At 34.0% G+C, this 26,329-nt stretch carries 18 protein-coding genes and 3 tRNA genes; 13 read left to right on the top strand and 8 right to left on the bottom strand.

Annotated features, from left to right (window positions below):
* Positions 1-53 precede the first annotated feature (53 nt).
* The 4 genes from CLU83_RS01480 to CLU83_RS01465 are packed head-to-tail and all read left to right on the top strand — an operon-like array spanning position 54 to position 8,211.
* Positions 54-890 (top strand): ABC transporter permease, encoded by an 837-nt coding sequence (locus CLU83_RS01480; RefSeq protein WP_100429975.1) that lies wholly within the window; start codon positions 54-56, stop codon positions 888-890.
* 14 nt (positions 891-904) lie between these two features.
* Entirely contained in the window at positions 905-3,244 is a 2,340-nt protein-coding gene (locus tag CLU83_RS01475) for a T9SS type B sorting domain-containing protein (protein ID WP_100429974.1), read from the top strand.
* 20 nt (positions 3,245-3,264) lie between these two features.
* Positions 3,265-7,746: a T9SS type B sorting domain-containing protein gene (locus CLU83_RS01470; RefSeq protein ID WP_100429973.1), complete on the top strand. Its 4,482-nt coding sequence runs from the start codon at positions 3,265-3,267 to the stop codon at positions 7,744-7,746.
* A 33-nt stretch (positions 7,747-7,779) separates the two neighbouring features.
* Positions 7,780-8,211 (top strand): DUF2141 domain-containing protein, encoded by a 432-nt coding sequence (locus CLU83_RS01465; RefSeq protein ID WP_100429972.1) that lies wholly within the window; start codon positions 7,780-7,782, stop codon positions 8,209-8,211.
* A 58-nt stretch (positions 8,212-8,269) separates the two neighbouring features.
* Here CLU83_RS01465 and typA read toward each other — a convergent pair whose 3' ends face one another.
* Entirely contained in the window at positions 8,270-10,066 is a 1,797-nt protein-coding gene (gene typA, locus CLU83_RS01460) for a translational GTPase TypA (protein WP_100429971.1), read from the bottom strand.
* A gap of 164 nt (positions 10,067-10,230) precedes the next feature.
* On the opposite strand from typA, the gene CLU83_RS01455 reads away from it, so the two are divergent.
* Both CLU83_RS01455 and CLU83_RS01450 read left to right on the top strand, forming a co-directional pair.
* Positions 10,231-11,943: a PAS domain-containing sensor histidine kinase gene (locus CLU83_RS01455; protein ID WP_100429970.1), complete on the top strand. Its 1,713-nt coding sequence runs from the start codon at positions 10,231-10,233 to the stop codon at positions 11,941-11,943.
* Position 11,944: 1 nt separating this feature from the next.
* A complete protein-coding gene (locus tag CLU83_RS01450) occupies positions 11,945-12,337 on the top strand; it encodes a response regulator (RefSeq protein ID WP_100429969.1) in 393 nt (130 codons plus the stop codon).
* Positions 12,338-12,402: 65 nt separating this feature from the next.
* Here CLU83_RS01450 and rpsT read toward each other — a convergent pair whose 3' ends face one another.
* The 5 genes from rpsT to proS form a co-directional block, all read right to left on the bottom strand.
* Positions 12,403-12,654, bottom strand: a complete 252-nt coding sequence (rpsT, locus tag CLU83_RS01445; RefSeq protein ID WP_100429968.1) for a 30S ribosomal protein S20 — start codon at positions 12,652-12,654, stop codon at positions 12,403-12,405.
* 36 nt (positions 12,655-12,690) lie between these two features.
* Positions 12,691-12,762 (bottom strand) — tRNA-Glu (locus tag CLU83_RS01440).
* A gap of 44 nt (positions 12,763-12,806) precedes the next feature.
* Positions 12,807-12,878, bottom strand: a tRNA-Glu gene (locus CLU83_RS01435).
* Positions 12,879-12,924: 46 nt separating this feature from the next.
* A tRNA-Glu gene (locus CLU83_RS01430) sits at positions 12,925-12,996 on the bottom strand.
* Positions 12,997-13,074: 78 nt separating this feature from the next.
* Complete coding sequence (proS, locus tag CLU83_RS01425) at positions 13,075-14,553, bottom strand: proline--tRNA ligase (protein WP_100433571.1); 1,479 nt, start codon at positions 14,551-14,553, stop codon at positions 13,075-13,077.
* Between the two features lie 102 nt (positions 14,554-14,655).
* Between proS and CLU83_RS01420 the strand changes: the two genes are divergently transcribed.
* From CLU83_RS01420 to CLU83_RS01395, 6 genes are all read left to right on the top strand, one after another.
* Positions 14,656-15,684 (top strand): hypothetical protein, encoded by a 1,029-nt coding sequence (locus CLU83_RS01420; RefSeq protein ID WP_100429967.1) that lies wholly within the window; start codon positions 14,656-14,658, stop codon positions 15,682-15,684.
* Positions 15,685-15,729: 45 nt separating this feature from the next.
* Positions 15,730-17,238 (top strand): OmpP1/FadL family transporter, encoded by a 1,509-nt coding sequence (locus CLU83_RS01415; RefSeq protein WP_100429966.1) that lies wholly within the window; start codon positions 15,730-15,732, stop codon positions 17,236-17,238.
* A 347-nt stretch (positions 17,239-17,585) separates the two neighbouring features.
* Complete coding sequence (gene rimO, locus CLU83_RS01410) at positions 17,586-18,899, top strand: 30S ribosomal protein S12 methylthiotransferase RimO (protein ID WP_100429965.1); 1,314 nt, start codon at positions 17,586-17,588, stop codon at positions 18,897-18,899.
* A 27-nt stretch (positions 18,900-18,926) separates the two neighbouring features.
* The gene (locus CLU83_RS01405; protein ID WP_100429964.1) at positions 18,927-19,406 is read left to right on the top strand and encodes a hypothetical protein; all 480 of its coding nucleotides are present in this window, start codon (positions 18,927-18,929) and stop codon (positions 19,404-19,406) included.
* 40 nt (positions 19,407-19,446) lie between these two features.
* Positions 19,447-20,352, top strand: coding sequence for an N-acetylmuramoyl-L-alanine amidase (locus tag CLU83_RS01400; protein WP_100429963.1), 906 nt, complete (start codon positions 19,447-19,449; stop codon positions 20,350-20,352).
* Between the two features lie 161 nt (positions 20,353-20,513).
* Positions 20,514-21,656: a DegT/DnrJ/EryC1/StrS aminotransferase family protein gene (locus CLU83_RS01395; protein ID WP_100429962.1), complete on the top strand. Its 1,143-nt coding sequence runs from the start codon at positions 20,514-20,516 to the stop codon at positions 21,654-21,656.
* Positions 21,657-21,773: 117 nt separating this feature from the next.
* On the opposite strand, the gene CLU83_RS01390 is transcribed toward CLU83_RS01395, so the two are convergent.
* The gene (locus tag CLU83_RS01390; protein WP_100429961.1) at positions 21,774-22,787 is read right to left on the bottom strand and encodes an outer membrane beta-barrel protein; all 1,014 of its coding nucleotides are present in this window, start codon (positions 22,785-22,787) and stop codon (positions 21,774-21,776) included.
* A 695-nt stretch (positions 22,788-23,482) separates the two neighbouring features.
* Here CLU83_RS01390 and CLU83_RS01385 point away from each other — a divergent pair.
* Positions 23,483-23,932: a GNAT family N-acetyltransferase gene (locus CLU83_RS01385; RefSeq protein WP_100429960.1), complete on the top strand. Its 450-nt coding sequence runs from the start codon at positions 23,483-23,485 to the stop codon at positions 23,930-23,932.
* Between the two features lie 181 nt (positions 23,933-24,113).
* Here the strand turns inward: CLU83_RS01385 and CLU83_RS01380 are convergent, their stop codons facing one another.
* Positions 24,114-26,228 (bottom strand): ATP-binding protein, encoded by a 2,115-nt coding sequence (locus CLU83_RS01380; RefSeq protein WP_100429959.1) that lies wholly within the window; start codon positions 26,226-26,228, stop codon positions 24,114-24,116.
* Positions 26,229-26,329 lie beyond the last annotated feature (101 nt).

Raw genomic sequence — 26,329 nt, 5'->3', positions numbered from 1 at the left:
TTAAGGACTTTTTCGACTAATCACTAAGCGCTATTCACTAATCACTCTCCAATATGAAACGATTACTCTCTATAGAATTACAAAAAATTTGGCTAAACAAAGCCAGCCGTGTATTGACTTTGACTTATTTTATATTACTTTCTTTTATTGCTTTGATAGCCTCCATAAAATTTGAATTTGGGGCACTTCATTTTCAGGTTGCCGAAATGGGAATTTTTAATTTCCCTTATATCTGGCATTTCAACACCTATGTTGCTGCTTTTTTAAAACTCTTTTTGGCCATCGTAATTGTCTCGATGATGGCAAATGAATACAGTTATGGCACTTTAAAACAAAACCTTATTGACGGATTGAGCAAAAAAGAATTCATCCTTTCAAAATTTGTGACCATAGTTCTGTTCTCGCTATGCTCTACAGTTTTTGTTTTTATAATGACGTTAATTCTTGGCTATAGTTTTTCCTCTTATACAGAACTAAGCATTGTTTTCTCGGATTTGGATTATCTTTTAGCTTTTTTTGTAAAACTGGTTGGATTTTTCTCTTTCTGTTTGTTCTTGGGGATATTAGTAAAGAGATCAGCATTTGCATTAGGTTTCCTTTTGGTTTGGAGCATAATAGAAGGAATCGCAAAAGCATTTTTGAACTTTCGTCTCTTCCCAGAAGGCAAAACTGCAAGCTACATCACCCAGTTCTTCCCTTTGGAAGCGATGTCAAATCTGATTGTTGAACCCTTATCTAGAACCTCCCTTGTTAAATCAATTGGTACACAAATGGGAGTCGAAAACATCAAAGATTATAGCGTACACTTTTTTGACATTACAATCGTTTTATGCTGGACAGCTATTTTTCTATTACTATCTTATAGAATTTTAAAAAACAGGGATTTGTAGTATCTTTGTATACCATGAATCCTTCAAAAAAATTACTGACACTAGCTGTTCTTTTGTTTAACTTGGGTATTGCAGATGCTCAAGTTATTACTGTCGATGATACCAAATCAGCTCAAGAATTAATTGAAAATGTTTTGGTAAATAGCAGTTGTGCCAATGTTTCTGAATTTAATGCAAGTGGCAATACTTTTACTCTTGGACAAAACAGCTATGGATATTTCAATGCTGGAAGCAGTAATTTTTCACTTAAAGAAGGCGTATTATTAAGTACTTTCAATAGCAAAACTGCAATAGGCCCTTATATAAGTAATCAAAGTGGAGGCGGTAACAAATTATGGGTTGGCGATGCCGATTTGGATCGAATATTGGGTATAAAAAGTGTAAATGCAACTGTCCTTGAATTTGATTTTATTCCCTTGACAAATTTCATCAGCTTTAATTACATTTTTGCTTCCAATGAATATCAATCTTATTTTCCTTGTGATTTCTCGGATGGTTTTGCTTTTTTAATTAAAGAAAAAGGAAGCTCAAGTGATTATAAAAACATTGCGGTTATCCCAGGCACTAATATTCCCGTTTCTTCAAAGAATATTCACCCAATTATAAATTCGGTCATAGATTCACAAAATATTACCCACCCCGGATGTAATTCAATTAACGAAACGTATTTTAACGGTTTTAACAGCAACACAAGTCCAACCAATTATAGTGGCCAAACTATAAAACTGAATGCACAAACCGAAGTAATCGCTGGAAAAACCTATCATATAAAATTAGTAATTGCAGATGATGGTCCAGAATATTATGATTCAGCTGTTTTCTTGGAAGCGGGAAGTTTCTCAGCAAAAATGGATTTAGGATCAGACCGCACTGCTACAGACAACAATCCTATTTGTTTTGGCGAAAACTATCTGATAGACACCAAACTATCAGCCAGTTATACATACGAATGGTATAAAGACGGTTCAGCAACTCCAATTCCCGGAGAAACAAAACCATCATTAACTATTAATGGCACTGGGACTTATAAAGTAAAAGTCACTTTATTTCCATCAATTTGTACTGCCGAAGATGAAGTAAGAATTGAGTATGCTCCTCAAATTATATTAAATAATGTTACTTTATATCAATGTGATGATAATGGTGACGGCATTACTATTTTTGATTTAACTAAAATGGATAATGTAATTAAAAATAATAATCCAAAACTAACAAATTTGACTTATTACACTTCATTAGCTAATGCTCAAGGAAAAATTAACCCAATATCAAATCCAACTTCTTTCAAAAATACAACGGTCAATCAAACGCTGTTTGCACGAGTAAATAATGAATTTGGATGTGTCAATTATGCTCAGTTAGCTTTAGCAATATCCAATAACCCCATCACACCTCAAAATCCAATTGAAACTTGTGACACAGATGCATTGCAGGATGGAATTACCCAAGTTGATTTAAACGCAAAAATTACCCCTCAAATCACTAACGGACTGCCAGCTGGATTAATCGTCGAATATTATGCAGCTCAAACTGATGCTATTCTGCAAAAGAATCAATTACCCAATCTTTTCACTAATACAGTCCCAAAACAGCAGATAATTTATGCAAGAATTGTAAACGGCACAGATTGTTACAAAATCACTCCGGAAACCATTATCATTCATACATTCGAACCTTCAAATTTTGAAGACACCGCTTCATTTTTATGTGACGGCTCTAATGCAGTTTTAACTGTCGATAGCGGTTATGCTGACTATTTGTGGAGCAATGGAGACAAAACCAATACAACTACTGTGACAGCACCTGGTCAGTACACCGTTACCGTTACAAATGCCCAAGGCTGTCAGCAAACCAAAGAGTATACTGTAAAATCTTCTGGAATAGCAACAATTACCGATGTAAAAGTTAATAATTTTGCTGGCGCCGAAAATATGGTTTCAATTCACTATATTGGCAATGGAAATTTTGAATTTTCATTAGACGGAAATTTTTATCAGGACAGCCCAATTTTCAATGGCTTGGAGGCAGGAACCTATTGGGTTGCTGCGAGAGACAAAAATGGTTGCGGCACATCCGCTTCATACAAAGTTTATGTACTTGATTACCCCCGTTTTTTTACTCCAAACAATGATGGTTACAATGATACTTGGAAAATAAAAAATTTAGATGTCTTTCCAAAATCTGCCATAACTATTTTTGATCGTTATGGAAAACTAATAAAACAGCTGGATGCTACTGGTAATGGCTGGAATGGCACATTTAACGGAAAAGAATTACCTGCTGATGATTATTGGTTTGTTATAAATTTCGATGATGGAAAAACAATGAAAGGACATTTCTCTTTAAAGAGGTAGTTTTAAAATATTTATATCTGATGAAAAAAAAATTACACTTATTTTTTATTCTTTTAACTATAAACTGTTTTGCCCAATTTAGCAAAACCCATTACATACCGCCTTTAGTTGCAGCACAAGCATTAGCAGAAGATCACTATTTATACATTTCAACACCGAGTCTTGTAAATGTAAATTTTAAAATCATAGCCAATGGCGGAAATGTGATTTCTGGAACCGTAAACAGCACTAATCCTTATCGGTATACTATTGGAACCGGTGATAATACCCAATTATTTACTCCAGCAACAATAACAGGAATTATAGCCAATAAAGGGTATGTAATAGAAGCCGAAGATTTAATATATGTGAGCGTCAGGGTCAATTCTGGTTTAGGAAATGGCAGTTATAATCACGCCGGAGGTTTGGTTTCCAAAGGAAACAGCGCACTAGGAACCACTTTTAGACTAGGTGCCATGCTGAATCCTCTTCTTGATCCAACATTACTGAACTTTGCCTCGATACTTGCTACCGAAAACGGGACAAAAATTATCATTTCAAATCTTCAAAACGGAACTAGACTTTTAAACAGGCCAAGCGTTACTGGTCCAATTACTGTTACTCTTAATAAAAATGAAAGTTATGTCTTGGCTTTACAAAATTATTTTGATGATGGTCTCGTATCCAATAGTTCAAAAATAATTGGTGCATTAGTTCAATCAGACAAACCTGTTGTTGTAAACTCTGGTTCATTTGGCGGCAGCAACAGTAAAGAAGTAAGAATCCAAAATGGAGTAAGTCTGCCTGTAGGAAGAGATGTAGGTTTTGACCAAATTGTTCCCTTAGAAAAAACAGGAAAGGAGTATATTTTTGTAAGAGGAATTGGAACAAATGAATTAGAGCGTGTTTTATTAGTAGCACATTCAGACCAAACGCAAATTTTTTTAAATGGAGACACAACAGCTCCAATCGCAACACTCAATAGTGGAGAATACCTTGTTTTAGACGGAAGCCAATACATAAATAGCAATATGTATATTACGGCAAGCCAAAATTTATTTGCTTATCAAAGTATAGGAGGGTCAATTTCACCAGCCAATCAAAACTTATTTTTTGTTCCTCCAATTAATTGTTCAACCCCCAATACTGTAGATAATATTCCGCAAATTCAAGCTATTGGAAACACAACTCTAATGGGAGTTTTAAATATTGTAACCGAATCCGGAGCTTCTGTTTTTTTAAACAATATCCCTATTACTGATTCTCCAACTACTATTACAGGAAATCCTAATTTTGTACGGTACACTATAAATAATTTATCTGGGAATATTGCTGTAAGATCAACCAAACAGGTCTATGTTTCCTATTTTGGAACTAATGGTGCTGCAACCTACGGAGGTTATTATTCTGGTTTTGATTTAAAACCCGAAATTGTTTCAAGCAAAATTTCACTCACCACTTCCTCTTGTATTCCAAATGTTTCCTTAAAAATAAATACATTATCATCTTATGACACTTTTCAATGGTACAAAAATGACATTCTGATTCCTTCTGAAATATACAATAATTACAAACCGACCCAGCCTGGTTTTTATCAGGTAAAAGGAAGTATTTCCGGCTGTGTCAGTGATGTTTTCTCAGATAAAATTCCTGTTAGTGAATGTCCTACAAATAATGACAATGATTTAGCAAATGATAATATCGATGTTGATTATGACAATGACGGAATATTAAATTGCACTGAATCCTACGGAAGCAAAAATATTGACAGTTCTAATCCAAGTTTGGGTGTTGTAACTGTTGGAACTTACACCAATTCTTTTACAGGCTCTTTTAACAATACCACACCAGAAGCTCCAGTTCCATTTAAAGGAAATTCAGATGGTAGTTTTGTGACTGAAGTCATGGCAGGAAAAGGATTTTCGGTAGCTTATAAATTAGACTTTATAAAACCCATAAATCTTAGTTTAGAGTATGTTTCAACAGCAAATACAACCGATTTATTCAATACTGATTCTGAATATATCATCAATTCAGATATAGATAAAACCATAACCGTTTTGAATCCCACCAATCAGCTATTAATTGACACCAATTATGATGGAATTTATGAAAGCGGAGTAACTCAGTTTTCTTCTTTTGAAATTCGTTTTAGACTAAACGGAAATACTCCGCTTGCGGCGGGAAGCGGAACTTTTTCATTTCAATCCTACCAAACCAAATCCATTAAAATCACCCATAAGAACCTTTTGGATAACATTGGAAACAAAACAACTTTCAAACTTACTGCAACCTGCATTCCTACAGACAGTGACAGTGATGGCATACCGGATCAATTGGATTTAGACTCAGACAATGACGGCATTCCTGATAGTACAGAAAACCAAAAAACTCCAAAAGCGCTATCCAATACTGACATTAACCTAAACGGATTGGACGAAATTTTTGAGCCAGTATCTAATCCAATTGATACTGACAATGACGGCATAGCCAATTATCTGGATTTGGACAGTGATAATGACGGAATATATGATTTAGTAGAATCAGGCAGCATTAAAGCTTTAGACACTGATAAAAATGGAATTTTAGACGCTACAGCTTTTGGAACCAATGGACTCGCTGATTACTTAGAAACAAGTCCCAACAGTGGCATTTTGGGCTACATTGTTGCGGATACCGATGACGATAATATAAAAAACTACACCGAAACTGACAGTGACAATGATTTATGCAATGATGTAATTGAAGCAGGATTTCTGGATGCAAATGGAGATGGAATTTTAGGTTCTGTCATTCCTCCTACAGTTAATGCAAACGGCAAAATTACCAGTGGCGTTGGTTATACCATCCCCAATAATAATTATATCCTTTCCGCTCCTATTGTAATAACCTCGCAACCGCAAGCCACTCCAACTTGCGAATTACAAAGCGCCAAAATCAAATTAACAGATAATGGCGGTAATACCTATCAGTGGCAATTATCTACAGACGGAGTGAATTGGAACAGTCTTGCTAACAATGCAATCTATTCTGATGTCACAACAAGCACCTTGACAATATCAAAGGTTACAAATACAATGAGCAGCTATAAATACAGAGTCCAATTAAAAAAAATAGGTAATTCTTGCGGTTTAACTTCTGCGGAAACTTCATTAACAATTTATGCTCTACCAGTAGTTAAGCATGTGACGGTAATACAATGTGATGATGATACAGATGGCATTTCTAATTTTAATATAACCGAAAAAAACAGTTTTATCTCTGCCAATTATGCTAATGAAACTTTTAGCTATTATACCACTTTTACAGGGGCAGATACCAAAGATGCGAATACACGTATTGCAAATCCTATTGCTTTTACGAGTGCAAATAATATCATTTGGACAAGAGTAGAAAACTCCAATGGCTGTTTTAGTATTGCTAAATTAAATCTAATTGTCTCCACCACACAAATCAGCTCTTCTTTCAAAAAAATTATTGAAACTTGTGATGATTTTATTGATACAGCGAATGATGACAAAGATGGTATAGCTGCATTTGATTTTAGTGCTGTAGCTACAGATATTAAAAACTTACTGCCTTCGCCTTCCTCAAACTACACCATAAAATTCTATGCAAATGAAGCCGATGCATTGGCAGAAACCAATATAATTCAAAACCCATCCAATTATAGAAATACAACAGCAAATCAACAAGAAATTTGGATACGAGTTGAGAGTAATTTAGACAATGCCTGTTTTGGGTTAGGTCCTTATATCACTCTTCTTGTAAACCCAAAACCTAATATTAACACTAACGCTAATAAAGATGAAAATCAATTAGTCTGCTCTAATTTACCAAGTTTTTTTATCACTCTCAATGCTGGGATTGAAGACAACACACCAATTAGCAATTACAATTATATTTGGTCAAAAGATGGCATAACGATTCCAAACGAAAACAATTATACTCTTGATGTCAATGAAGAAGGCACTTACACTGTAATGGTGTCCACCAAGAAAGGCTGTGATAAAACACGAACCATTACCGTAACATCATCTGATATAGCCCATTTAAACTCGGTATCAATCTCAGATTTATCAGATTCTAACAGTATGACTGCAAATGTTTCGGGACAAGGCAATTACGAATACAGTATTGATTTACCTAATGGTCCATTTCAGGAATCCAATTACTTCGATAATATTTCACCCGGAATTCATGATCTCTATATTAGTGACAAAAACGGATGCGGAATCATTAAAAAAACCATTGCCGTACTTGGCATACCCAAGTTTTTTACTCCTAACAATGATGGTTATAATGATTATTGGAATATCAAAGGAGCAAATGAAACCTTCAATACTGGCGCACAAATTTTTATTTACGACCGTTTCGGTAAACTAATCAAACAAGTTGCCTCCTCTGGCAATGGCTGGGATGGAACTTATACCGGAAATCCAATGCCAGCCGATGATTATTGGTATACCATAAAACTGGAAGACGGACGCGAGGCCAAAGGGCATTTTTCGCTAAAAAGGTAAATAATCATTTTTTAAATATCTAAATCAATAATCATGATAAAGTTTCTCATTATAACCTTATTATCTATCTGCAGTTTGGGATTCGGTCAAAATTCAAGCCTTACCATCAATGTTTCTGGTTTAAAAAACAGCACAGGAATATTAACTGCTGAATTATACAGTTCCAAAGAAAAATTTCTTAAAACAGCGTATAAAAAAGGCTCGGCTGCAATAAAATCAAATGCAGCCTCAGTTACTTTTTCTGATATTCCAAAAGGGGAATACACTGTTTTGGTTTATCACGACATGAACAATAACGGCAAGCTGGATAAAAGTTTTATAGGAATGCCCAAAGAACCAGTTGCTTGTTCCAATAATGCCAAAGGGTTTATGGGACCTCCAAAATATGAAGAGGCAAAATTTACCATTACTTCTGATTCCAAAATCAATATCAAAATGAGCGATGCACATTATCCTAAAAAATAAAAAACCCAAATTCCGTCACTTAGGAATTTGGGTTTTTAAATATTAAAATTTAAATCTTTTAGATTTTAAATCTTTTTCTGTCAGTTTCTGTCAAATAGATTTTTCTCAAACGAATAGATTTTGGAGTAACCTCTACGTATTCATCTTTTTGAATGTATTCTAAAGCTTCCTCTAGAGAGAAAATGATTGGAGGGATAATTCTAGCTTTATCATCATTTCCAGACGAACGAACGTTAGATTGTTTTTTCTCTTTAGTTACGTTTACACACATATCATCACCACGAGAGTTTTCTCCAATTACCTGACCTTCATAAATTTCGGCATTTGGTTCAACAAAAAACTTACCACGATCTTGCAATTTATCGATAGAATAAGGAATAGCTTTTCCTTTTTCCATAGAAATCAATGAACCTTTATTACGTCCAGCAATTTCTCCTTTGTAAGGTTCGTATCCTATAAAACGGTGTGCCATAATAGCCTCACCAGCAGTAGCAGTAAGCAATTGGTTACGCAATCCAATAATTCCACGTGATGGAATATTAAATTTTACAATCATACGTTCACCTTTAGTTTCCATACTCAGCATTTCACCTTTACGCATAGTAACGAACTCAACCGCTCTACCTGAAAGAGATTCTGGTAAATCGATAGTCAATTCCTCAATAGGTTCACATTTTTTACCATCAATTTCTTTGATGATAACTTGTGGCTGACCAATTTGCAATTCGTAACCTTCTCTTCTCATTGTTTCAATAAGAACAGACAAGTGAAGTACTCCACGACCAAAAACCATAAATTTATCAGCAGAATCAGTTTCACCCAATTTCATTGCCAAGTTTTTCTCTAATTCCTTTGTCAAACGCTCTCTAATATGACGAGAAGTTACAAATTTACCCTCTTTCCCAAAGAAAGGAGAATCGTTAATTGTAAACAACATACTCATTGTAGGCTCATCAATATCAATTGTTTTCAACGCTTCTGGGTTTTCAAAATCAGCGATAGTATCTCCAATTTCAAATCCTTCAACTCCAACAATCGCACAGATATCTCCAGCAATTACTTCAAGTACTTTTTTACGTCCAAGACCTTCAAAAGTATGAAGCTCTTTAATTCTTGATTTTATTATTGTACCATCTCTTTTAACCAATGAGATTGGCATACCTTCTTTTAATACTCCTCTTTCTAGACGACCAATAGCAATACGGCCTGTAAAAGCAGAGAAATCTAAAGATGTAATCAACATTTGTGGAGTTCCTTCGGAAACCTTAGGAGCAGGTACATTTTCAACAACCATATCCAACAATGCTTCAACATTATCAGTTACGTTTTCCCAATGATCAGACATCCAGTTATTCTTAGCTGAACCATAAACGGTTGGGAAATCCAACTGCCATTCTTGAGCACCTAATTCAAACATCAAGTCAAAAACTTTTTCATGAACTTCTTCAGGAGTACAGTTTTCTTTATCTACTTTGTTGATTACAACACATGGTTTCAATCCTAAATCAATAGCTTTTTGCAATACAAAACGAGTTTGTGGCATAGGTCCTTCAAAAGCATCAACCAATAAACAAACTCCATCAGCCATATTCAAAACACGCTCTACCTCACCACCAAAATCGGCGTGACCAGGAGTATCAATAATGTTGATTTTTGTACCTTTATATTGAACCGAAACATTCTTTGAAGTAATAGTAATACCTCTTTCGCGCTCTAGGTCGTTGTTATCAAGGATTAAGTCACCTGTGTTCTCGTTGTCACGAAATAACTGACAGTGATACATAATTTTATCAACCAAAGTTGTTTTACCGTGATCGACGTGGGCAATAATTGCAATGTTTCTAATAGCTTCCATCTGTGATTTTTAATGGGTGCAAAGGTACACTTTATTTTGATATAAAAAATCTTTATGCAATAGTTTGCTATTTTGTTAACACATAGGCAATTAAATAAATAGTATCAAGAATTTATTTAAAATGAAGTTTTAAATTTTAACATTAAATTAATTATATTTGATTAATGAAAGACAGGACTATTCAAACAACTTTAACTTATACACTAATTGGGCTATTTATTGCTATTATTAGCTATAAATTAGCAAAACATTATTCCCTCTATTTAAATATCTATACTTTTAGTTTCATTAAAGACATCTTTTTCATAATAACTACAGCTCTTCTTTTTAGATACATCTTATACAAAAACAGCAAAAGATATACAGAAATATACAAAAACCTCAAACATACCAACGGCAAACTAAAAGAGTCTAACGAAAAATACGATATCGTTGCAAAAGCAACCAGCGATACGATTTGGGACTGGAAGATACCAGAAGACAATTTCACTTGGAACAAAGGCATCGAAGTAATATACGGCTACAATCAAAGTCAAGTAATTAATAATTCCAAATGGTGGTTTGACAATATACATCCAGAAGACAGCATAAAAATGTCCATCAAACTCTATTCATTTCTTGAACAAAAGACTGAAAAATGGCAAGACCAGTACCGTTTTAAATGTGCAGACAATAAATACAAATATGTATTAGACAGAGGCTTTATTTTAAAAGACGAAAACGGAAAAGCTATTCGGATGATCGGTGCCATCCAAGATATCACCAAACAAAAAGAGGAAGAAAACCGTTTAAAACTGCTTGAAACTGTCTTTACCGAAGCTCGAGATTCAATCATTATCACGCAGGCAACTTCTGATAATCACCAAATACCCAAAATAGTTTTTGCAAATCCTGCATTCAGCAAAATGTCAGGCTATGAACATTCCAGAATTATAGGGAAATCTCCAAATTTTTTCATGGGGAAAAATTCAGATCCTCACCAAATCGAAAAACTAACACAAGCCATAAAAAACAGAAAAGAATGTTTTCTTGAAATTATTCTCTATAAAAAAGACCATTCAGAATATTGGGTGAGCCTTTCATTCATCCCCGTATACAATCTGGAACAGGATCTGTCTCACTGGATTTCCATCCAGAGAGACATTACTGAAGAAAAAAAATTAGAGAAAGAAAAAGAAATACTCATCCGGGAATTAACACGCAACAACAAAGATTTAAAACAATTTTCATACATTACATCTCACAACTTAAGAGCTCCATTATCAAATTTAACGGGCTTATTAAATTTAATCGACCATGTCTTAATTGAAAATGAGGATTTAGAAGAAATCATAAATGGCTTCAAAACATCTACCCACCTTCTAAATGAGACAGTCAATGACTTATCCAAAGCAATCACTATAAAGGACAGCTCTGCCATACAAAATGAAGAGTTACAAATACAGGATACCTTCAAAAACATTCTCAACCAGCTAAAACTAGACATCGAAACCATAAAACCAACAATAAACATCAGCTATGGAAACGTTTCAAAAATAAACACTAACAAAGTCTATCTCGAAAGCATCTTACTCAACTTATTCACTAATTCTCTTAAATTCAGATCAAAAAACAGAGATTTAATTATTGATATTGCTATTTCAGAAGCTGATCAAATAATTTCGATCAGTTTCAAAGATAATGGCATCGGAATAGACTTAGAAAGACACAAAAACAAAATATTTGGTCTCTATCAGAGATTTCACGATTACCCGGACAGTAAAGGGTTAGGACTATTTTTAGTTAAGTCCCAAATAGAAACCATGGGTGGCACAATAACCATTCAGAGTGAAGTCGAAAAAGGAACTGAATTTACACTAACGCTTAAATCTTTTTAAAATGTTAGATTTAATTATGTGCGTCGATGACGACCCAATCACGTTAATGCTATTTAAAAAAATAGTAGAAAAAGCGTCTTTTGCAAAAGAAATAGTAAATGCAATGAATGGCGAGGAAGCCATTACATTTATCAACGCAATTGCCACCGAAGATATAAAGCCTCAATTAATTTTTTTGGACTTAAATATGCCTGTAATGGGTGGTTGGGAGTTTCTCGATTTATTCAACAACTCTCATTATTACAATTCAAACAACACCAAAGTCATCATTTTAACATCAACTATAGATCCGGAAGATATCAAAAAATCAAAGTCATACTCCAATGTTATTGAATTCTTATCCAAACCTATCACAGTTGAAATGTTAAATTACTTAACGTCAAAAATTAATTAGCAAAAACTTTTAGCCATAAAAAAAAGCTCCTTGAAAAAGGAGCTTTTTTATACAAATTATATTACTTATAATTTAGCAACATGTTTAGTTAACTTAGACTTTAAGTTTGAAGCTTTGTTATCATGAATGATGTTTTTCTTTGCTAATTTATCTATCATAGAAATTACATTTGACAATTTTGAAGTCGCATCAGCCTTATCAGTTGCAATTCTTAATGCTTTAATAGCATTACGAGTCGTTTTATGTTGGTATCTATTTAATACTCTTCTCTTTTCGTTACTTCTAATTCTTTTTAGAGCTGACTTATGATTTGCCATTGTGTTATTTTTTTATCTTAATTATTTCATTTTTTGTAGTCCGTAAGGGAATCGAACCCCTGTTACCAGAATGAAATTCTGGCGTCCTAACCCCTAGACGAACGGACCATTATCCTTCTAAGTTCTGGAATATTCTAGATCAAAAAAATTTGTAGTCCGTGGGGGAATCGAACCCCCCTTACCAGGATGAAAACCTGGCGTCCTAACCGATAGACGAACGGACCATTATTTTTTTTATTCTCAGAATTTTTTCAATCTAAATACTTCTTGTAGTCCGTGGGGGAATCGAACCCCCCTTACCAGGATGAAAACCTGGCGTCCTAACCGATAGACGAACGGACCCTACTTCTGTAATGCGGATGCAAAAATACAACTATTTTTGAGAAGCGCAATAGTAGAGGCAAAAAAAAATTATTTTTTTTAATATGCCTTCGCAAAGAGTACCCTTCCAATAGAAGAATTCCCAGTAAACACACAGCTTCCCGCCTGTTCTACTCTATCCAAAGGAATACATCTTATCGTTGCTTTTGTCAATTCTTTTATTTTCTCTTCGGTCTCCGCAGTACCATCCCAATGTGCTGAAACAAAGCCTCCTTCACCTTCTAAAACCTCCTTAAATTCATCAAAACTATTGACTTCAGTAATATGAGTATTTCTATAATTTAATGCTTTTTCGAATAAATCTTTTTGAATCTGCTCCAATAAATCGCCGATATAAGTTGTGATACTGTCTTTGGACACCACTTCTTTTGTTAAAGTATCTCTTCTTGCTACTTCAAAAGTTCCGTTTTCTAAATCTTTTGGACCAACAGCAATTCGGACTGGAACTCCTTTTAATTCCCATTCAGCAAATTTAAATCCTGGTTTCTGAGTTGTTCTGTTATCAAATTTAACTGAGATATTTAATTTTCTTAGAGTCTTAACCAAAACATCCACTTCATTCGAAATTGCGTCTAATTGTTCATCACTCTTATATATGGGAACAATAACAACTTGTATTGGCGCCAAATTAGGAGGCAATACCAATCCCTGATCATCAGAATGCGTCATAACCAACGCTCCCATCAATCGTGTTGAAACCCCCCATGAAGTACCCCAAACATGCTCTTGTTTACCTTCGGCATTAGCGAACTTTACATCAAAAGCTTTAGCAAAATTTTGTCCTAAAAAGTGTGAAGTTCCTGCCTGCAATGCTTTACCGTCCTGCATCAAAGCTTCGATACAATACGTTTCTTCAGCACCTGCAAAACGTTCTGTTTCTGTTTTCAATCCTTTTATAACTGGAATAGCCATGAAATTCTCAACAAAATCAGCGTATACATTCATCATTTTCTCTGATTCTTCTATTGCTTCTGCTCTAGTTGCATGTGCTGTATGCCCTTCTTGCCATAAAAACTCAGCTGTTCTCAAGAACAAACGAGTTCTCATTTCCCAACGCACCACATTGGCCCATTGGTTTATTAACAAAGGTAAATCTCTATAAGACTGTACCCATCCTTTATAAGTAGACCAAATAATAGCTTCACTTGTAGGACGTACAATTAATTCCTCTTCCAGTTTTGCATTTGGATCCACCATTAATTTTCCTGGTTTATCAGGATCATTCTTTAATCTATAATGGGTAACTATAGCACATTCTTTTGCAAAACCTTCTGCATTTTTCTCTTCTGCCTCAAACATACTTTTGGGAACAAATAACGGGAAATATGCATTTTGATGTCCTGTCTCTTTAAACATTCTATCAAGTTCAGCTTGCATTTTTTCCCATATAGCATACCCATAAGGTTTTATTACCATACAACCTCTAACCCCTGAATTCTCTGCTAAATCGGCCTTAACAACCAACTCATTGTACCATTTTGAATAATCTTCTGCTCTTGTTGTAAGGTTCTTGCTCATTTTGAATAATTTGGCATAATATTTGTTTCTTAATAATTTAACTAAATAATTACGCAAAACTAACTAATTTTGTATTGTCCAACAATAAAATAATCTGCCGAAATGAAAACAAATGCATTAATTACTCGGAAAACATCACTTAATTCCTTAATTGTAATTTTAGGTCTGCTAATAACCTCTTGTGGTTCTTATCAAAACAGTTCCTATTATGACAGTGACGGTATTTATAGCACAAATGGGGAGAAAGTTGTTGTAAAAAATAATCAGCCCGATCAGGCTTCGGTTCAATATAAACAATATTTCAATTCGCTACAAAACACTGGAGCATCTGGTGAAATATTTACTGATGTAAATAGCTATAGCAGCGACTACAATACAGAAAACGATTCAATACAAGCACCATCTACCGGATATGCTTCTTGGGGCAGTTCTCCTCAAGAAACTACTATAACGGTCTATCCAGATACTTCTTGGTATTTCGGCTATGGCTGGGGTCATCCCTATTACAGCTATGGTTATAGCTATGGCTACCCATACTATGGATGGGGTTATCCTTATTATGGATGGGGTTATTCGGGGTATGGCTGGGGCTATCCTAGCTACGGATATTCAGGTTATGGTTATAGTTACAGCCATGCTACAGCTACTCCATATTCCTATAATTATAACAGAAGCAGAAGAGGATCGTCTTACGGAGGAAGCTATACCAGCAACAGGTCTACCGCCTACAGCAACACTAGAAATAGTTTTACCGACAGAAACAGTACTACTGGGAGAAACAGCATATACAATAATACCTACAACAGAAACAGTACAAATGATGTAGTTAACAGAAGGACTCCAACTTTTACAAACAGAAATGACTATACTAATTTTACAAACAGAAATAGCTATACCAATTCTGCTTCTAGAAATTACACACAAAATCAATCTCAGTCCAGAAATAGCAATTACACCCAAACTAGAACATATACTCCAAGTCAAAACACTCAAAGATCAAGCTACACTCCAAGCAGCAACAGTTCCTACAGAAGCAGCAGTAGCAATATGTCCAGCGGATCTGGCAGAATGTCCAGTGGTGGTGGCAGTGGCAGTAGCAGTGGCGGAAGAATGGGTGGCGGAAGAAGATAAAAAACACTAATCAAGAAAATTATAACTAACCTTAAGTTCAACCCCATGAAAAAGAACCTTTTGTTATTTTTAGCAGCAGGATTAACATTCTCTACAGTACAATCACAAGAAATGAAAGACGCTATGCGTTATGCTCAAAGCGAACTGCAAGGAACCGCTCGATTTACATCCATGAGCGGTGCTTTTGGAGCATTAGGAGGCGATTTATCATCCATAAATATAAACCCTGCGGGATCAGCCGTTTTTAACAATAATCAATTTGCCGCGACAATGGGAAGTTATGATGTTGATAATGACTCCAAATATTTTGGCGGTTCTACTTCATCAGGTCAGAATAATTTCGATATTAATCAAGCGGGAGGTGTTTTTGTTTTTAAGACTAGAGATCCTGATAATGATTTGAGAAAAATTTCTTTCTCTATTAATTATGAGAACACTAATAATTACGACAACTCATTATTCTCTGCAGGAGTAAATCCAATTCATTCAATAGACGAATATTTTTTAAGCTATGCCAATACCAACGATGTTTCGTTAGGACTTATAACAAATAATAATTATGCCGACCTAGATAATGGTCCACAACAAGCCTATCTGGGATATTGGGGATTTGTTATAAATCCTGTTTCCGACACTGACACTAATACTTTATATACTTCAAATGTTCGATCTGGAGGAAATTATTATCATGAAAACAGTACTTACTCCAGCGGTCATAACGGAAAACTGATTTTCAACAGTGCTATTCAGATTAAAGACTTCTTGTATATTGGATTAAACTTAAATTCTCATTTTACGGATTATGTACAAAACTCAACCTTTTATGAATCCAATAATAATTCCTTGGATTCAAATTATGAGGTCAGCAGTTTAAATTTTTCAAACAATCTTCATACTTACGGCTCAGGATTTTCGTTCCAAGCAGGAGCAATTGCAAAATTAACTAATGAAATACGTCTGGGTTTTGCTTATGAATCGCCAACATGGTACAATTTGAAAGATGAATTTTCACAAAGATTATCCACTGTTATAACCAACAATGCAAACTCAATGCCTAAGGTAGTAGATCCTCTTACTACAAATTATTATGCACCTTATGATCTGCAGACCCCAGGCAGTCTGACTGGAAGTTTTTCTTATGTTTTTGGAAAAACGGGATTAATCAGTGTGGATTATAAATACAAAGATTACAGTCAAACTCAATTTGGCCCCGAAAACGATCCTTATTTTAGAGGTTTAAATAATGCTATGCATAATGCTTTAGGAAGTTCTAACGAAATAAGAGCTGGTGCCGAATACAGAATACAAAATTTAAAGCTACGAGGCGGTTACCGGTTTGAAGGAAGTCCTTATAATGACTCAGTAACCATCGGAGATTTAAATAGTTTTTCGGGTGGTTTGGGTTATAGTTTCGGAGTTATTAAACTTGATTTTTCTTATGTTCATACTCATTCTACATCGCAAGAACAGTTTTTCTCACAAGGATTTACGGAAAGAGCCAGAATCAACACTTATAAAAACAATTTTACAATGACTTTTACATTCGAAATGTAAAAATACTGATAATGAATTACAAGAACCACTTTTGAGATTATTCAAAAGTGGTTTTGTTTTTTATACTAAAGAAAATTTAATACTGCATATTTTTGGATTATTTTTTATGAAAATTAAATATCTTCAATCAGCCCCGATAGCAGAGGAAATCCTTTTTTGTCACGTTTTTTTCAGACGAGACAAAAAAGATTGCAACGGATAGCGGGAGAAATGGTCTTGAAAAAACAAAATATGCTGCTCCAAATCATTTTTATACAAACAAAATGTCCATTTTAAAAGGAAACAGACAGGGTTTCAGCAAAAAATTGTAATTTTGCAGATTCCTAAATTATCAGGAATATAATATTATGAGAACGAAGTCTTTAAAAAAGAACAAAATAAATGTGATCACGCTAGGGTGTTCTAAAAATGTATATGACAGTGAAGTGCTGATGGGACAGCTTAAGGCCAGTGGCAAAGATGTGACTCATGAAGCCAAAGCCGAAGATGAAGGAAATATTATCGTGATAAATACCTGTGGTTTTATTGACAATGCCAAGGCAGAATCGGTAAACATGATATTGGAATATGCTGATAAAAAAGAAAAAGGACTTGTAGACAAAGTTTTTGTAACTGGATGTTTATCTGAAAGATACAGACCCGATTTAGAAAAAGAGATTCCGAATGTGGACCAATATTTTGGAACAACTGAATTACCTGCTTTATTAAAAGCTTTGGGTGCCGATTATAAGCATGAATTACTGGGAGAACGTTTGACAACAACTCCTAAAAATTATGCTTATTTGAAAATTTCGGAAGGCTGTGACAGACCATGCAGTTTTTGCGCAATCCCGTTAATGAGAGGAAAAAACGTTTCCCAAACTATTGAAAAATTAGTCAAAGAAGCTGAAGGATTAGCTCGTGACGGTGTAAAAGAATTGATTTTGATTGCTCAAGACTTAACCTATTATGGTCTTGACTTATATAAAAAACGTGCACTTGGAGAATTGCTTGAAGCGTTGGTAAAAGTAGAAGGTATTGAGTGGATTCGTTTGCACTACGCCTTCCCTACCGGATTCCCGATGGATGTGCTTGAAATCATGAAACGCGAACCTAAGATTTGTAATTATATTGATATTCCGCTGCAGCACATTGCAGATTCTGTTTTGAAATCGATGCGCCGCGGTACTACTCAAGAAAAAACTACACAACTATTAAAAGACTTTAGGGCAGCAGTTCCCGGAATGGCTATCCGCACGACTTTGATTGTGGGTTATCCTGGAGAAACACAAGAAGATTTCAATATTCTGAAAGATTTTGTGCAAGAAATGAAGTTCGACAGAATGGGCTGTTTTGCCTATTCGCATGAAGAAAATACACATGCTTTTTTACTGGAAGACGATGTTCCTGCAGATGTAAAACAAGATCGCGCTAACGAAATTATGGAACTGCAATCTCAAATTTCATGGGATTTGAACCAAGAAAAAGTTGGAAAAACTTTCAGATGTATTATCGACAGAAAAGAAGGCGGTCATTTTGTGGGCAGAACCGAGTTTGACAGCCCTGATGTTGATAATGAAGTATTAATTGACGCTGCAAAACACTATGTAAAAACTGGTGATTTTGCAATGATCAAAATTATTGAAGCAACAGAATTTGATTTATACGGAGAACCAGTTTAAAATTTTTAATTTTCAACATTGTATTTTATGAAAACATTTAAAACAGCATTGTTAATCGCATTTTTAGTTTTATCAGCCAACACTATTTCGGCTCAATACAATAATGGTTACGGCGGCGGATACGGTGGCGGTTATGGAGGGAATGGTTATGGAAACGGCTACGGAAGATCCAACCAAATGAACCAAATGCAGGCCAGTCAGCCAAGTGCGCCAAAACCTGTACCTGTAGAGGAAACTGCCGGAAAAATAGTTGCTTATTATAAAAAAGAACTTAATCTGGATGCGCTTCAAGAGGTTGTTGTGAAAAATATTTACATCAAATCGTTAAAAAAAGAGGAGATTTTAATGAAAAAAGAAATCAACGATGATGAGAAAAAAGAAGAGTTTAAAGTTCTAAGCGAAATGACTGAAATGGAAGTTAAAGAAATTTTAAACAAGGATCAAAAAGAGAAATTCAAGAATCTGATTGAGGAGAGAAACAGCAAAATGGAAGCTCGAAAACGCTAAAAAACTCAAGACCAAATACTTTTGAAAATATTCTAAAATCATGACAAAAACCATTTGCTGTCTCATTCTAGTTCTTTTAATTGCTTCATGTGGCACAATAAATCCTCACAAATCAAGCGAAAAAGTCTATAATGAACAAATAAAATCCTTAAAAGAAACCATTGCCGCAAAAGAAGCCATACCTCTAAAAAGCGAACCTTTTGTTGTGATTGACAGTATTGCTTATAGATACAATAACCAATTGCTCAATTATAAAGACACACTTTCTAAAACTGAGACTAAGATTTTACAAAACGGCATTGCCTCTGAATGGATAGGTACGGTTAATTTTAATTTAAGAAAGCCAAACTTTATTATTATTCATCATACAGCACAGGATTCTGTACAGCAAACTTTAAAAACTTTTACTTTAAAAGACACCAAAGTAAGTGCTCATTATGTGATTGCGAGAGACGGAAAAGTAATTCATATGCTCAATGATTACCTAAGAGCTTGGCATGCTGGGAACGGATCATGGGGTAAAAATACTGACATTAACTCCAGTTCTATTGGAATTGAATTGGACAATAATGGTTCTGAGCCTTTTTCAGATTTACAAATCAATACCCTATTGGCTCTTTTGACTAAATTAAAAAAAGATTATAACATTCCGGCACAAAACATAATCGGGCATGCCGATATTGCACCTACAAGAAAGAAAGACCCAAGCGCTTTATTTCCTTGGAAACTTTTAGCAGTAAATGGTTTTGGTGTTTGGCCAGAAGATGAGCTTCCTTGTCCTCCGCCTGAATTCAATGTAGAACAAGGTTTACAAGTAATAGGTTACGATACTAAAAATCTTTCAGCTGCTGTCATAGCTTTTAAACTTCATTTCATACAGACAGAAGTTAATGATATTTTGGACGAAAAAACAATTAGCACTATCTATTCTGTTTACAAAAAATAGAAATGCAATACCTTATAAAAAACGCTTTTTGGATTAACCAAAAAGCGTTTTTATGTTTATATTTATTAGGTTAAAAAAAACAAAAGCATATTTAATATTGAGTAAAGAAAAGCATAAGCAAAATCATTTTTTTGGATTATGCGATTTTAATGTCTTAAACAATGATCAAACCAAAAATATGGTTATCCTCTCCACACATGGGAGGTTCCGAACTTAGCTACATACACGATGCTTTTGATTCCAACTGGATTGCTCCATTTGGGGCAAACATAACCGGATTCGAACATGATTTAGAAAAATACCTGTCCAATGGCGTTTTTGTAACAGTTCTGAGTTCGGCAACTGCAGCCATTCATTTAGGCTTAATACTCTTAGATGTAAAACCTGGCGACACAGTAATTTGTCAATCCTTTACATTCGCAGCATCAGCCAACCCTATTTTATATCAAGGAGCAATTCCCATTTTTATTGACAGCGAAGAAGAAACCTGGAATCTTTGTCCTATAGCTTTAGAAAATGCTATTGTGGATACAATTTACAAAGGCCAGATTCCAAAAGCAATAATCACGGTTCATTTATACGGAGTTCCCTATAAAATAGACGAGATTAGAGCCGTTGCCGACAAATACAACATTCCTATACTTGAAGACAGTGCCGAAGCTTTAGGAAGCAGTTACAGAGGACAAAAATGCGGTACTTTTGGGGACATCAGCGTTTTTTCATTTAATGGAAATAAAATTATAACTACCTCTGGAGGCGGAGCTATTGTAACTTCAAACCATAAACAAAAGAAAAAAATACAGTTTCTTGCCTCGCAGTCCAAAGACAAAGCACCGCATTACCAGCACAGCGAACTGGGTTTTAATTATCAGATGAGCAATATTTGTGCAGGTATTGGCCGCGGTCAAATGAAAGTCCTTGATGAGCATATTTTCCTGCGAAGAGCTATGCATAATTTTTATGCATCACTTTTTGAAAACATACCTGGAATTACCGTTTTTACAACAACAGATCCAGACTATTTTTCTAATTATTGGCTCACATCAATACTAGTAAATCCTGCAGAAACCAAAAATGGAATCAACAAAGAAACCATCCGATTGACTTTATTAGATTCAAATATAGAATGCAGGTCTTTATGGAAACCCATGCATCTTCAGCCATTGTATAAAAATTACCCTTTTTATGGCGAAAAAATTGCCGAAACATTGTTTGAGAACGGACTGAGTCTGCCTTCAGGATCTAATTTAACTGATTCTGATAAAGACCGTATCCGAACCTGTTTATTAAATTTATTGAGCTAATTGCATTTTTTTATGCCCTGAAATAAAAAAGCTGCCAAAACCACAGAGGATTTTGACAGCCAAAAAAAAAATATCTTTTTATTATTTTTTATAATCTAAATCAAGAAACCTCCTTGACTAGAATCCGTAAACTACAGCTAAAAGCACTTGAGTAGCAGAACTAGTTGGAGCTAAATTCGAATCAACGAACATAACATCATCTGAATTATTATCAAATCTAAACTCTGGAATAATAGTCAAACCACTTACTTTATAATTTCCTGACAAAGTAAAAGCAGTTACATCTGTATCCAAAGAACCTGCTTTCGATTTAAAATATTCTGCACGTAATCCCAAAGCAAAAGCATCAGTAAGAGCATAAGATGGATAAATAGCCGCTCCTGTATAACCTACATCTCCCTCGTTTGAAAAATCAGCAGCATTTAAACCTAATTTGAATTTTTTACTAAGTTGGAATGTTGCAGTCAAATCTACAATAGTACCGCTTACTGAACCATCCATGAAATTTAGGTAGGCACTAACTCCTTCTGTTGCAAAAGACAATTGTCCGCCTACAGCATTCAATCCTTTTACTGGATCCGCTTTGTATGAATTCCAAGAGTCATTAAATATACCTATCATTGCCCCAAATTTGTCTGATATTTTATAATTTGCTTTAACACCTGCATTTTGGAATGGGCCGTTGGTAAATAAATAAGAAGTTGAATAGGCAAAATTACCTAATGGAGAAATCACCTCATAACCAATAAAAGTTCCCATATAACCCGCAGTAAAACTAAACTTATCTGAAACTGCATAAGTCGCATATAAATTTTGAATATGGAATGAATTTACATCAGTTCCGTCACCGTTTGGTATTGATTGATATTGTCCTCTTGGTCCAAAAGAAACTTCACCAACAAAAGACACTTTCTTTATACTTTTCTTAAAAGCAATATCCAGCATCCCCAAAGAAACCGAATTCTGGTCTGTTCCAAAGCTTGTTTTAATATTTTGTGTTTTTGCAAAATCATACTTATAATATAAATCTCCAGAACCTGTAATCTCTAATGGTGTAGATTCTGGTGCATCTTGTGCAAATGAAATACTCGTTGTTAAGGCTAACACTAAAACTGCTAATACTTTTTTCATGTTTTAATTTTTTTTAGTTAGTAATCGATTAATGGCTTTCCAGCCAAATGTTGGTTATTTTTTTCTTTCTTGATAGCGAAATTATTAACTTTTTGTTAACATGAAAATTTTTTTTAAAGTTTCTGAAAAGAATTATTAATATCCGAAAATCATCACTAAAATATAATCAAATTACGTTTTTTTTGAACTTATTTTACAAATTCAATAATCAGTCTTTTTACAAATACACCCATTTAAATTTATAGTATTAAATTGTTTTTAAACACAAAAATAGCATTTTAATTCAATAAAAATAAAATAAAAAAATAATACCCCTATAAAAAATAGGGCTATATTAAAAACATATTATTTAACCACAGATTATTTTACACAGAAATCGAAACAGCGTTTTTATTATTTGAGCAGAACAAAAAATTCTTAAACTCATTATCAAATGTGCCTAAGAATTTAATAAAAAATAAAGAATAAAACCGTTTCAAAAAAAAGTGCTTTAGCAAGACAGCATGCCATTCTATTCGTTACTGTCTGCAAAAATTTAAAACAGAAACAACAATGCATATTAGTCTTAAATAATGCGAAAATTTTGATTTTTGAGTAACAAAATAACACAAAACCGATTAAAACCGGAATAATATTGAAATACATGATTATTATTTTTGTATATTTAGTTTTCTAATTAACATAACCAGCTCAATATGACACGAAAAGCTAACATTCAAGACTTAGATCAATTAACAAATCTATTTGATCAATATGTTGTTTTTTACAAAGGTCCTTCCAACTATGAAAAACACCATGCCTTTCTAAAGGAAAGATTAGAAAATAATGAGGCCACTGTTTTTGTTGCCAGTGATGATGAAAATCCTGATAAAATTATTGGTTTTGCGCTCATATATGTCACTTTTTCTTCTTTGGCACTCAACAAAATAGTAATCCTAAACGATCTTTTTGTAGATCCTTCGGCACGAAAAAAAGGGATAGGTGAAAAATTAATTTCACAAACGGAAGCATTTGCTAAAGAGCTAGGTTCTCATACCATCCGTTTAAGAACAGCTAAAAGCAATAATGTAGCCCAAAAATTATATCATAAAATGGGCTTTGTAAGAGAAGACTATCTTTACAGCTATGATCTTACCGTCTCATAATTACAACTTGAATACTAACCAAAGAGCAAATTATAGTGCCGTAAAGAATTTTGACAATTTTTATAGCCGTCAATAAGCCAATGCAAAACTAGTAATGATAGAAAAAAGAAAACCCGTCTAAAATCAAAAATGAGGACTTTCCCCATTGAAAGCCCTCATTTTTTTTGCTTAAAAAACAAATCTAACCAGTAACATTGTTTTGAAATACTTTGATAATTATTTCATAGATTTTTTCTTTATCCAAAGGTTTTGTAATATAGCCGGAAAACCCAGCTTTCATTATTCTTTCTTTCACTTCAGATGAAGAATGAGCGGTTTGAGCAATTACAATTAAATCTGGATTATCTTTTTTAATCATTTCAAAAGCTTCATAACCATCCAGAACAGGCATTTTAATATCCATAAAAATCAAATCTATTGCTGAATTTGATCTGCTGATATCTACTACTTCCTGACCATTCCTTGCTCTTAAAACGGTGTGTCCCTTTAATTCTAATATTGTTTTTAATAATAAGAAATTGATATTATCATCTTCAGCCACCAAAATAATTTTGGCATCAGCGTTTTTATTCAGGCTTTCTTCATTGACTGCATTATTCTCAACAATGTATTCTTCGTAAATTAACGGAATAGTAAATTTAAAAACAGATCCGCCTCCATAAACCGATTCAACATTAATTTCTCCGCCAAGCATTTCTACATAAGCCTTGGAAATAGACAAGCCCAATCCCAAGCCGCTAAGTGACATTGAATAATCATCTTCGACTCTTCGGAAACGGTCAAAAACAACTTTCAAGTCATTTTTACTGATTCCGATACCAGTATCTTCTACTCTGAATTCTATTAACTGCTCTTCTTTATCTATTGAATAACCAAACGCAACATGACCATTATCTGTAAATTTTATTGCATTTGTAAGCAGATTAACAATTATCTGCTTCAGCTTTATTTCATCAGTTAAAATGTTATTCTCTAATTTATCGGTACTTTCACTAATATAAAAATCAATGTTTTTGTCTTCAGGTACCGTCACCTTAAGCGTATTATACAGCTCCTTAATGCATTTTTCAATATCCAGTCCTTTATAATTGGGCATTATAAGTTTGGCATCAATTTTTGACATTTCAATTAAATCTTCAATAATAGAAACTAAACTTTTGCCGCTGCTGTTGATTATTTTTAAATACTTCATTTTTAGATCTTCACTTAAGCTTTCATTTAAAAGCAAATCCGAAAACCCAATAATAGCGTTCATTGGCGTTCTGATTTCGTGAGATAAATTGGCCAGAAAAGTAGATTTTAGCTTATCGCTTTCTTCTGCTTTTTCTTTGGATTTTTCCAATTGAGACCTATTCTTTCTGTGATCTTCAAATAATTTTCCGATATGCCCAAATTCGCCAGGCTCTCTTTTTAACAGACTAATTGAAATCTCCCGGTCGGTTTCTAAGATATTAGTTACCAAACGCAATGGCCTGTAAACCCATTTTCTGGAATAATAAACTGCCGCTATTAGCCCTACCAACGTAGTAATAACAATGATAAGTAATAACTCTTTGGTTCTTTCAAAATTAAGATAAGAAGATCTCTCAAACAATAATTGCCCGATTTCATTATTATTGTAATCTTTGAGTTTTATTAATGACGTTACTTTTTTATCTCCAATCTTATCGGTAATTACATTATTTAAAAGCCGAACATCAGAACTGCAGATGTCTTCTAAATTTTTAAAATAAGCCTTATCCAATAACCGAGCCATGAACATATATCCAGCTGGTTTTGTTTTTATTTTTCTAGGATCGTTTGAACCATGAATTGTCCCGCCCAGCACTTCGATTACCCCCTCAGGAACTCTCATATAAAACCTGGAAAACTTGGTTTTATATAAATTTTTCATAGCCTGTCCTGCTATAAAGTCTTTGGATTTAAAATAAGGCTTTGCTACACTTGTAATAAACTTTTTATCTAAACCATAAACTGAAATATAATCTACTTCATAAGTAGGAAATTCATTTTTAATATATTTTTTAAACCAAAGTGTATCTTTAGATTTTGTAAAATTGACTAAAGCATCCCAATAGGTAAGATCATTAATAGTAACTATCTGCGTTTTCGAATTAAAATCAAATAATCGGTTAATCTCCGTTTTATAATGGTTAGAATTAGCTTTGAAAACATCATTTTCCTGCTGTACTGTATATAAATAAAGAGAAAGAAACAATAATATAAAGAGCGAACAAATACTAATGATTAAAAGTACCAATTTAAAATAAGTCGTTAATTTTAATGTTAATTTCATATAGTTAATATCAATGTAGTCAGTCCAATTGCCTCCAAAAAAGAGGCGCAATATACTTCTTTTTTAGAACACAAAAAAAAACCAACTCATTGAAAAATTGG

The sequence above is a fragment of the Flavobacterium sp. 1 genome (genome assembly GCF_002797935.1).
Lineage (GTDB): Bacteria > Bacteroidota > Bacteroidia > Flavobacteriales > Flavobacteriaceae > Flavobacterium.
This window is presented reverse-complemented; position numbering and strand designations above follow the sequence as displayed.

What these genes read in the sequence shown, in the direction of transcription:
- CLU83_RS01480 (WP_100429975.1), top strand. Translation starts at nt 54, where the DNA reads ATGAAACGATTACTCTCTATAGAATTACAAAAAATTTGGCTAAACAAA.
- CLU83_RS01475 (WP_100429974.1), top strand. Translation starts at nt 905, where the DNA reads ATGAATCCTTCAAAAAAATTACTGACACTAGCTGTTCTTTTGTTTAAC.
- CLU83_RS01470 (WP_100429973.1), top strand. Translation starts at nt 3,265, where the DNA reads ATGAAAAAAAAATTACACTTATTTTTTATTCTTTTAACTATAAACTGT.
- CLU83_RS01465 (WP_100429972.1), top strand. Translation starts at nt 7,780, where the DNA reads ATGATAAAGTTTCTCATTATAACCTTATTATCTATCTGCAGTTTGGGA.
- typA (WP_100429971.1), bottom strand. Translation starts at nt 10,066, where the DNA reads ATGGAAGCTATTAGAAACATTGCAATTATTGCCCACGTCGATCACGGT.
- CLU83_RS01455 (WP_100429970.1), top strand. Translation starts at nt 10,231, where the DNA reads ATGAAAGACAGGACTATTCAAACAACTTTAACTTATACACTAATTGGG.
- CLU83_RS01450 (WP_100429969.1), top strand. Translation starts at nt 11,945, where the DNA reads ATGTTAGATTTAATTATGTGCGTCGATGACGACCCAATCACGTTAATG.
- rpsT (WP_100429968.1), bottom strand. Translation starts at nt 12,654, where the DNA reads ATGGCAAATCATAAGTCAGCTCTAAAAAGAATTAGAAGTAACGAAAAG.
- proS (WP_100433571.1), bottom strand. Translation starts at nt 14,553, where the DNA reads ATGAGCAAGAACCTTACAACAAGAGCAGAAGATTATTCAAAATGGTAC.
- CLU83_RS01420 (WP_100429967.1), top strand. Translation starts at nt 14,656, where the DNA reads ATGAAAACAAATGCATTAATTACTCGGAAAACATCACTTAATTCCTTA.
- CLU83_RS01415 (WP_100429966.1), top strand. Translation starts at nt 15,730, where the DNA reads ATGAAAAAGAACCTTTTGTTATTTTTAGCAGCAGGATTAACATTCTCT.
- rimO (WP_100429965.1), top strand. Translation starts at nt 17,586, where the DNA reads ATGAGAACGAAGTCTTTAAAAAAGAACAAAATAAATGTGATCACGCTA.
- CLU83_RS01405 (WP_100429964.1), top strand. Translation starts at nt 18,927, where the DNA reads ATGAAAACATTTAAAACAGCATTGTTAATCGCATTTTTAGTTTTATCA.
- CLU83_RS01400 (WP_100429963.1), top strand. Translation starts at nt 19,447, where the DNA reads ATGACAAAAACCATTTGCTGTCTCATTCTAGTTCTTTTAATTGCTTCA.
- CLU83_RS01395 (WP_100429962.1), top strand. Translation starts at nt 20,514, where the DNA reads ATGATCAAACCAAAAATATGGTTATCCTCTCCACACATGGGAGGTTCC.
- CLU83_RS01390 (WP_100429961.1), bottom strand. Translation starts at nt 22,787, where the DNA reads ATGAAAAAAGTATTAGCAGTTTTAGTGTTAGCCTTAACAACGAGTATT.
- CLU83_RS01385 (WP_100429960.1), top strand. Translation starts at nt 23,483, where the DNA reads ATGACACGAAAAGCTAACATTCAAGACTTAGATCAATTAACAAATCTA.
- CLU83_RS01380 (WP_100429959.1), bottom strand. Translation starts at nt 26,228, where the DNA reads ATGAAATTAACATTAAAATTAACGACTTATTTTAAATTGGTACTTTTA.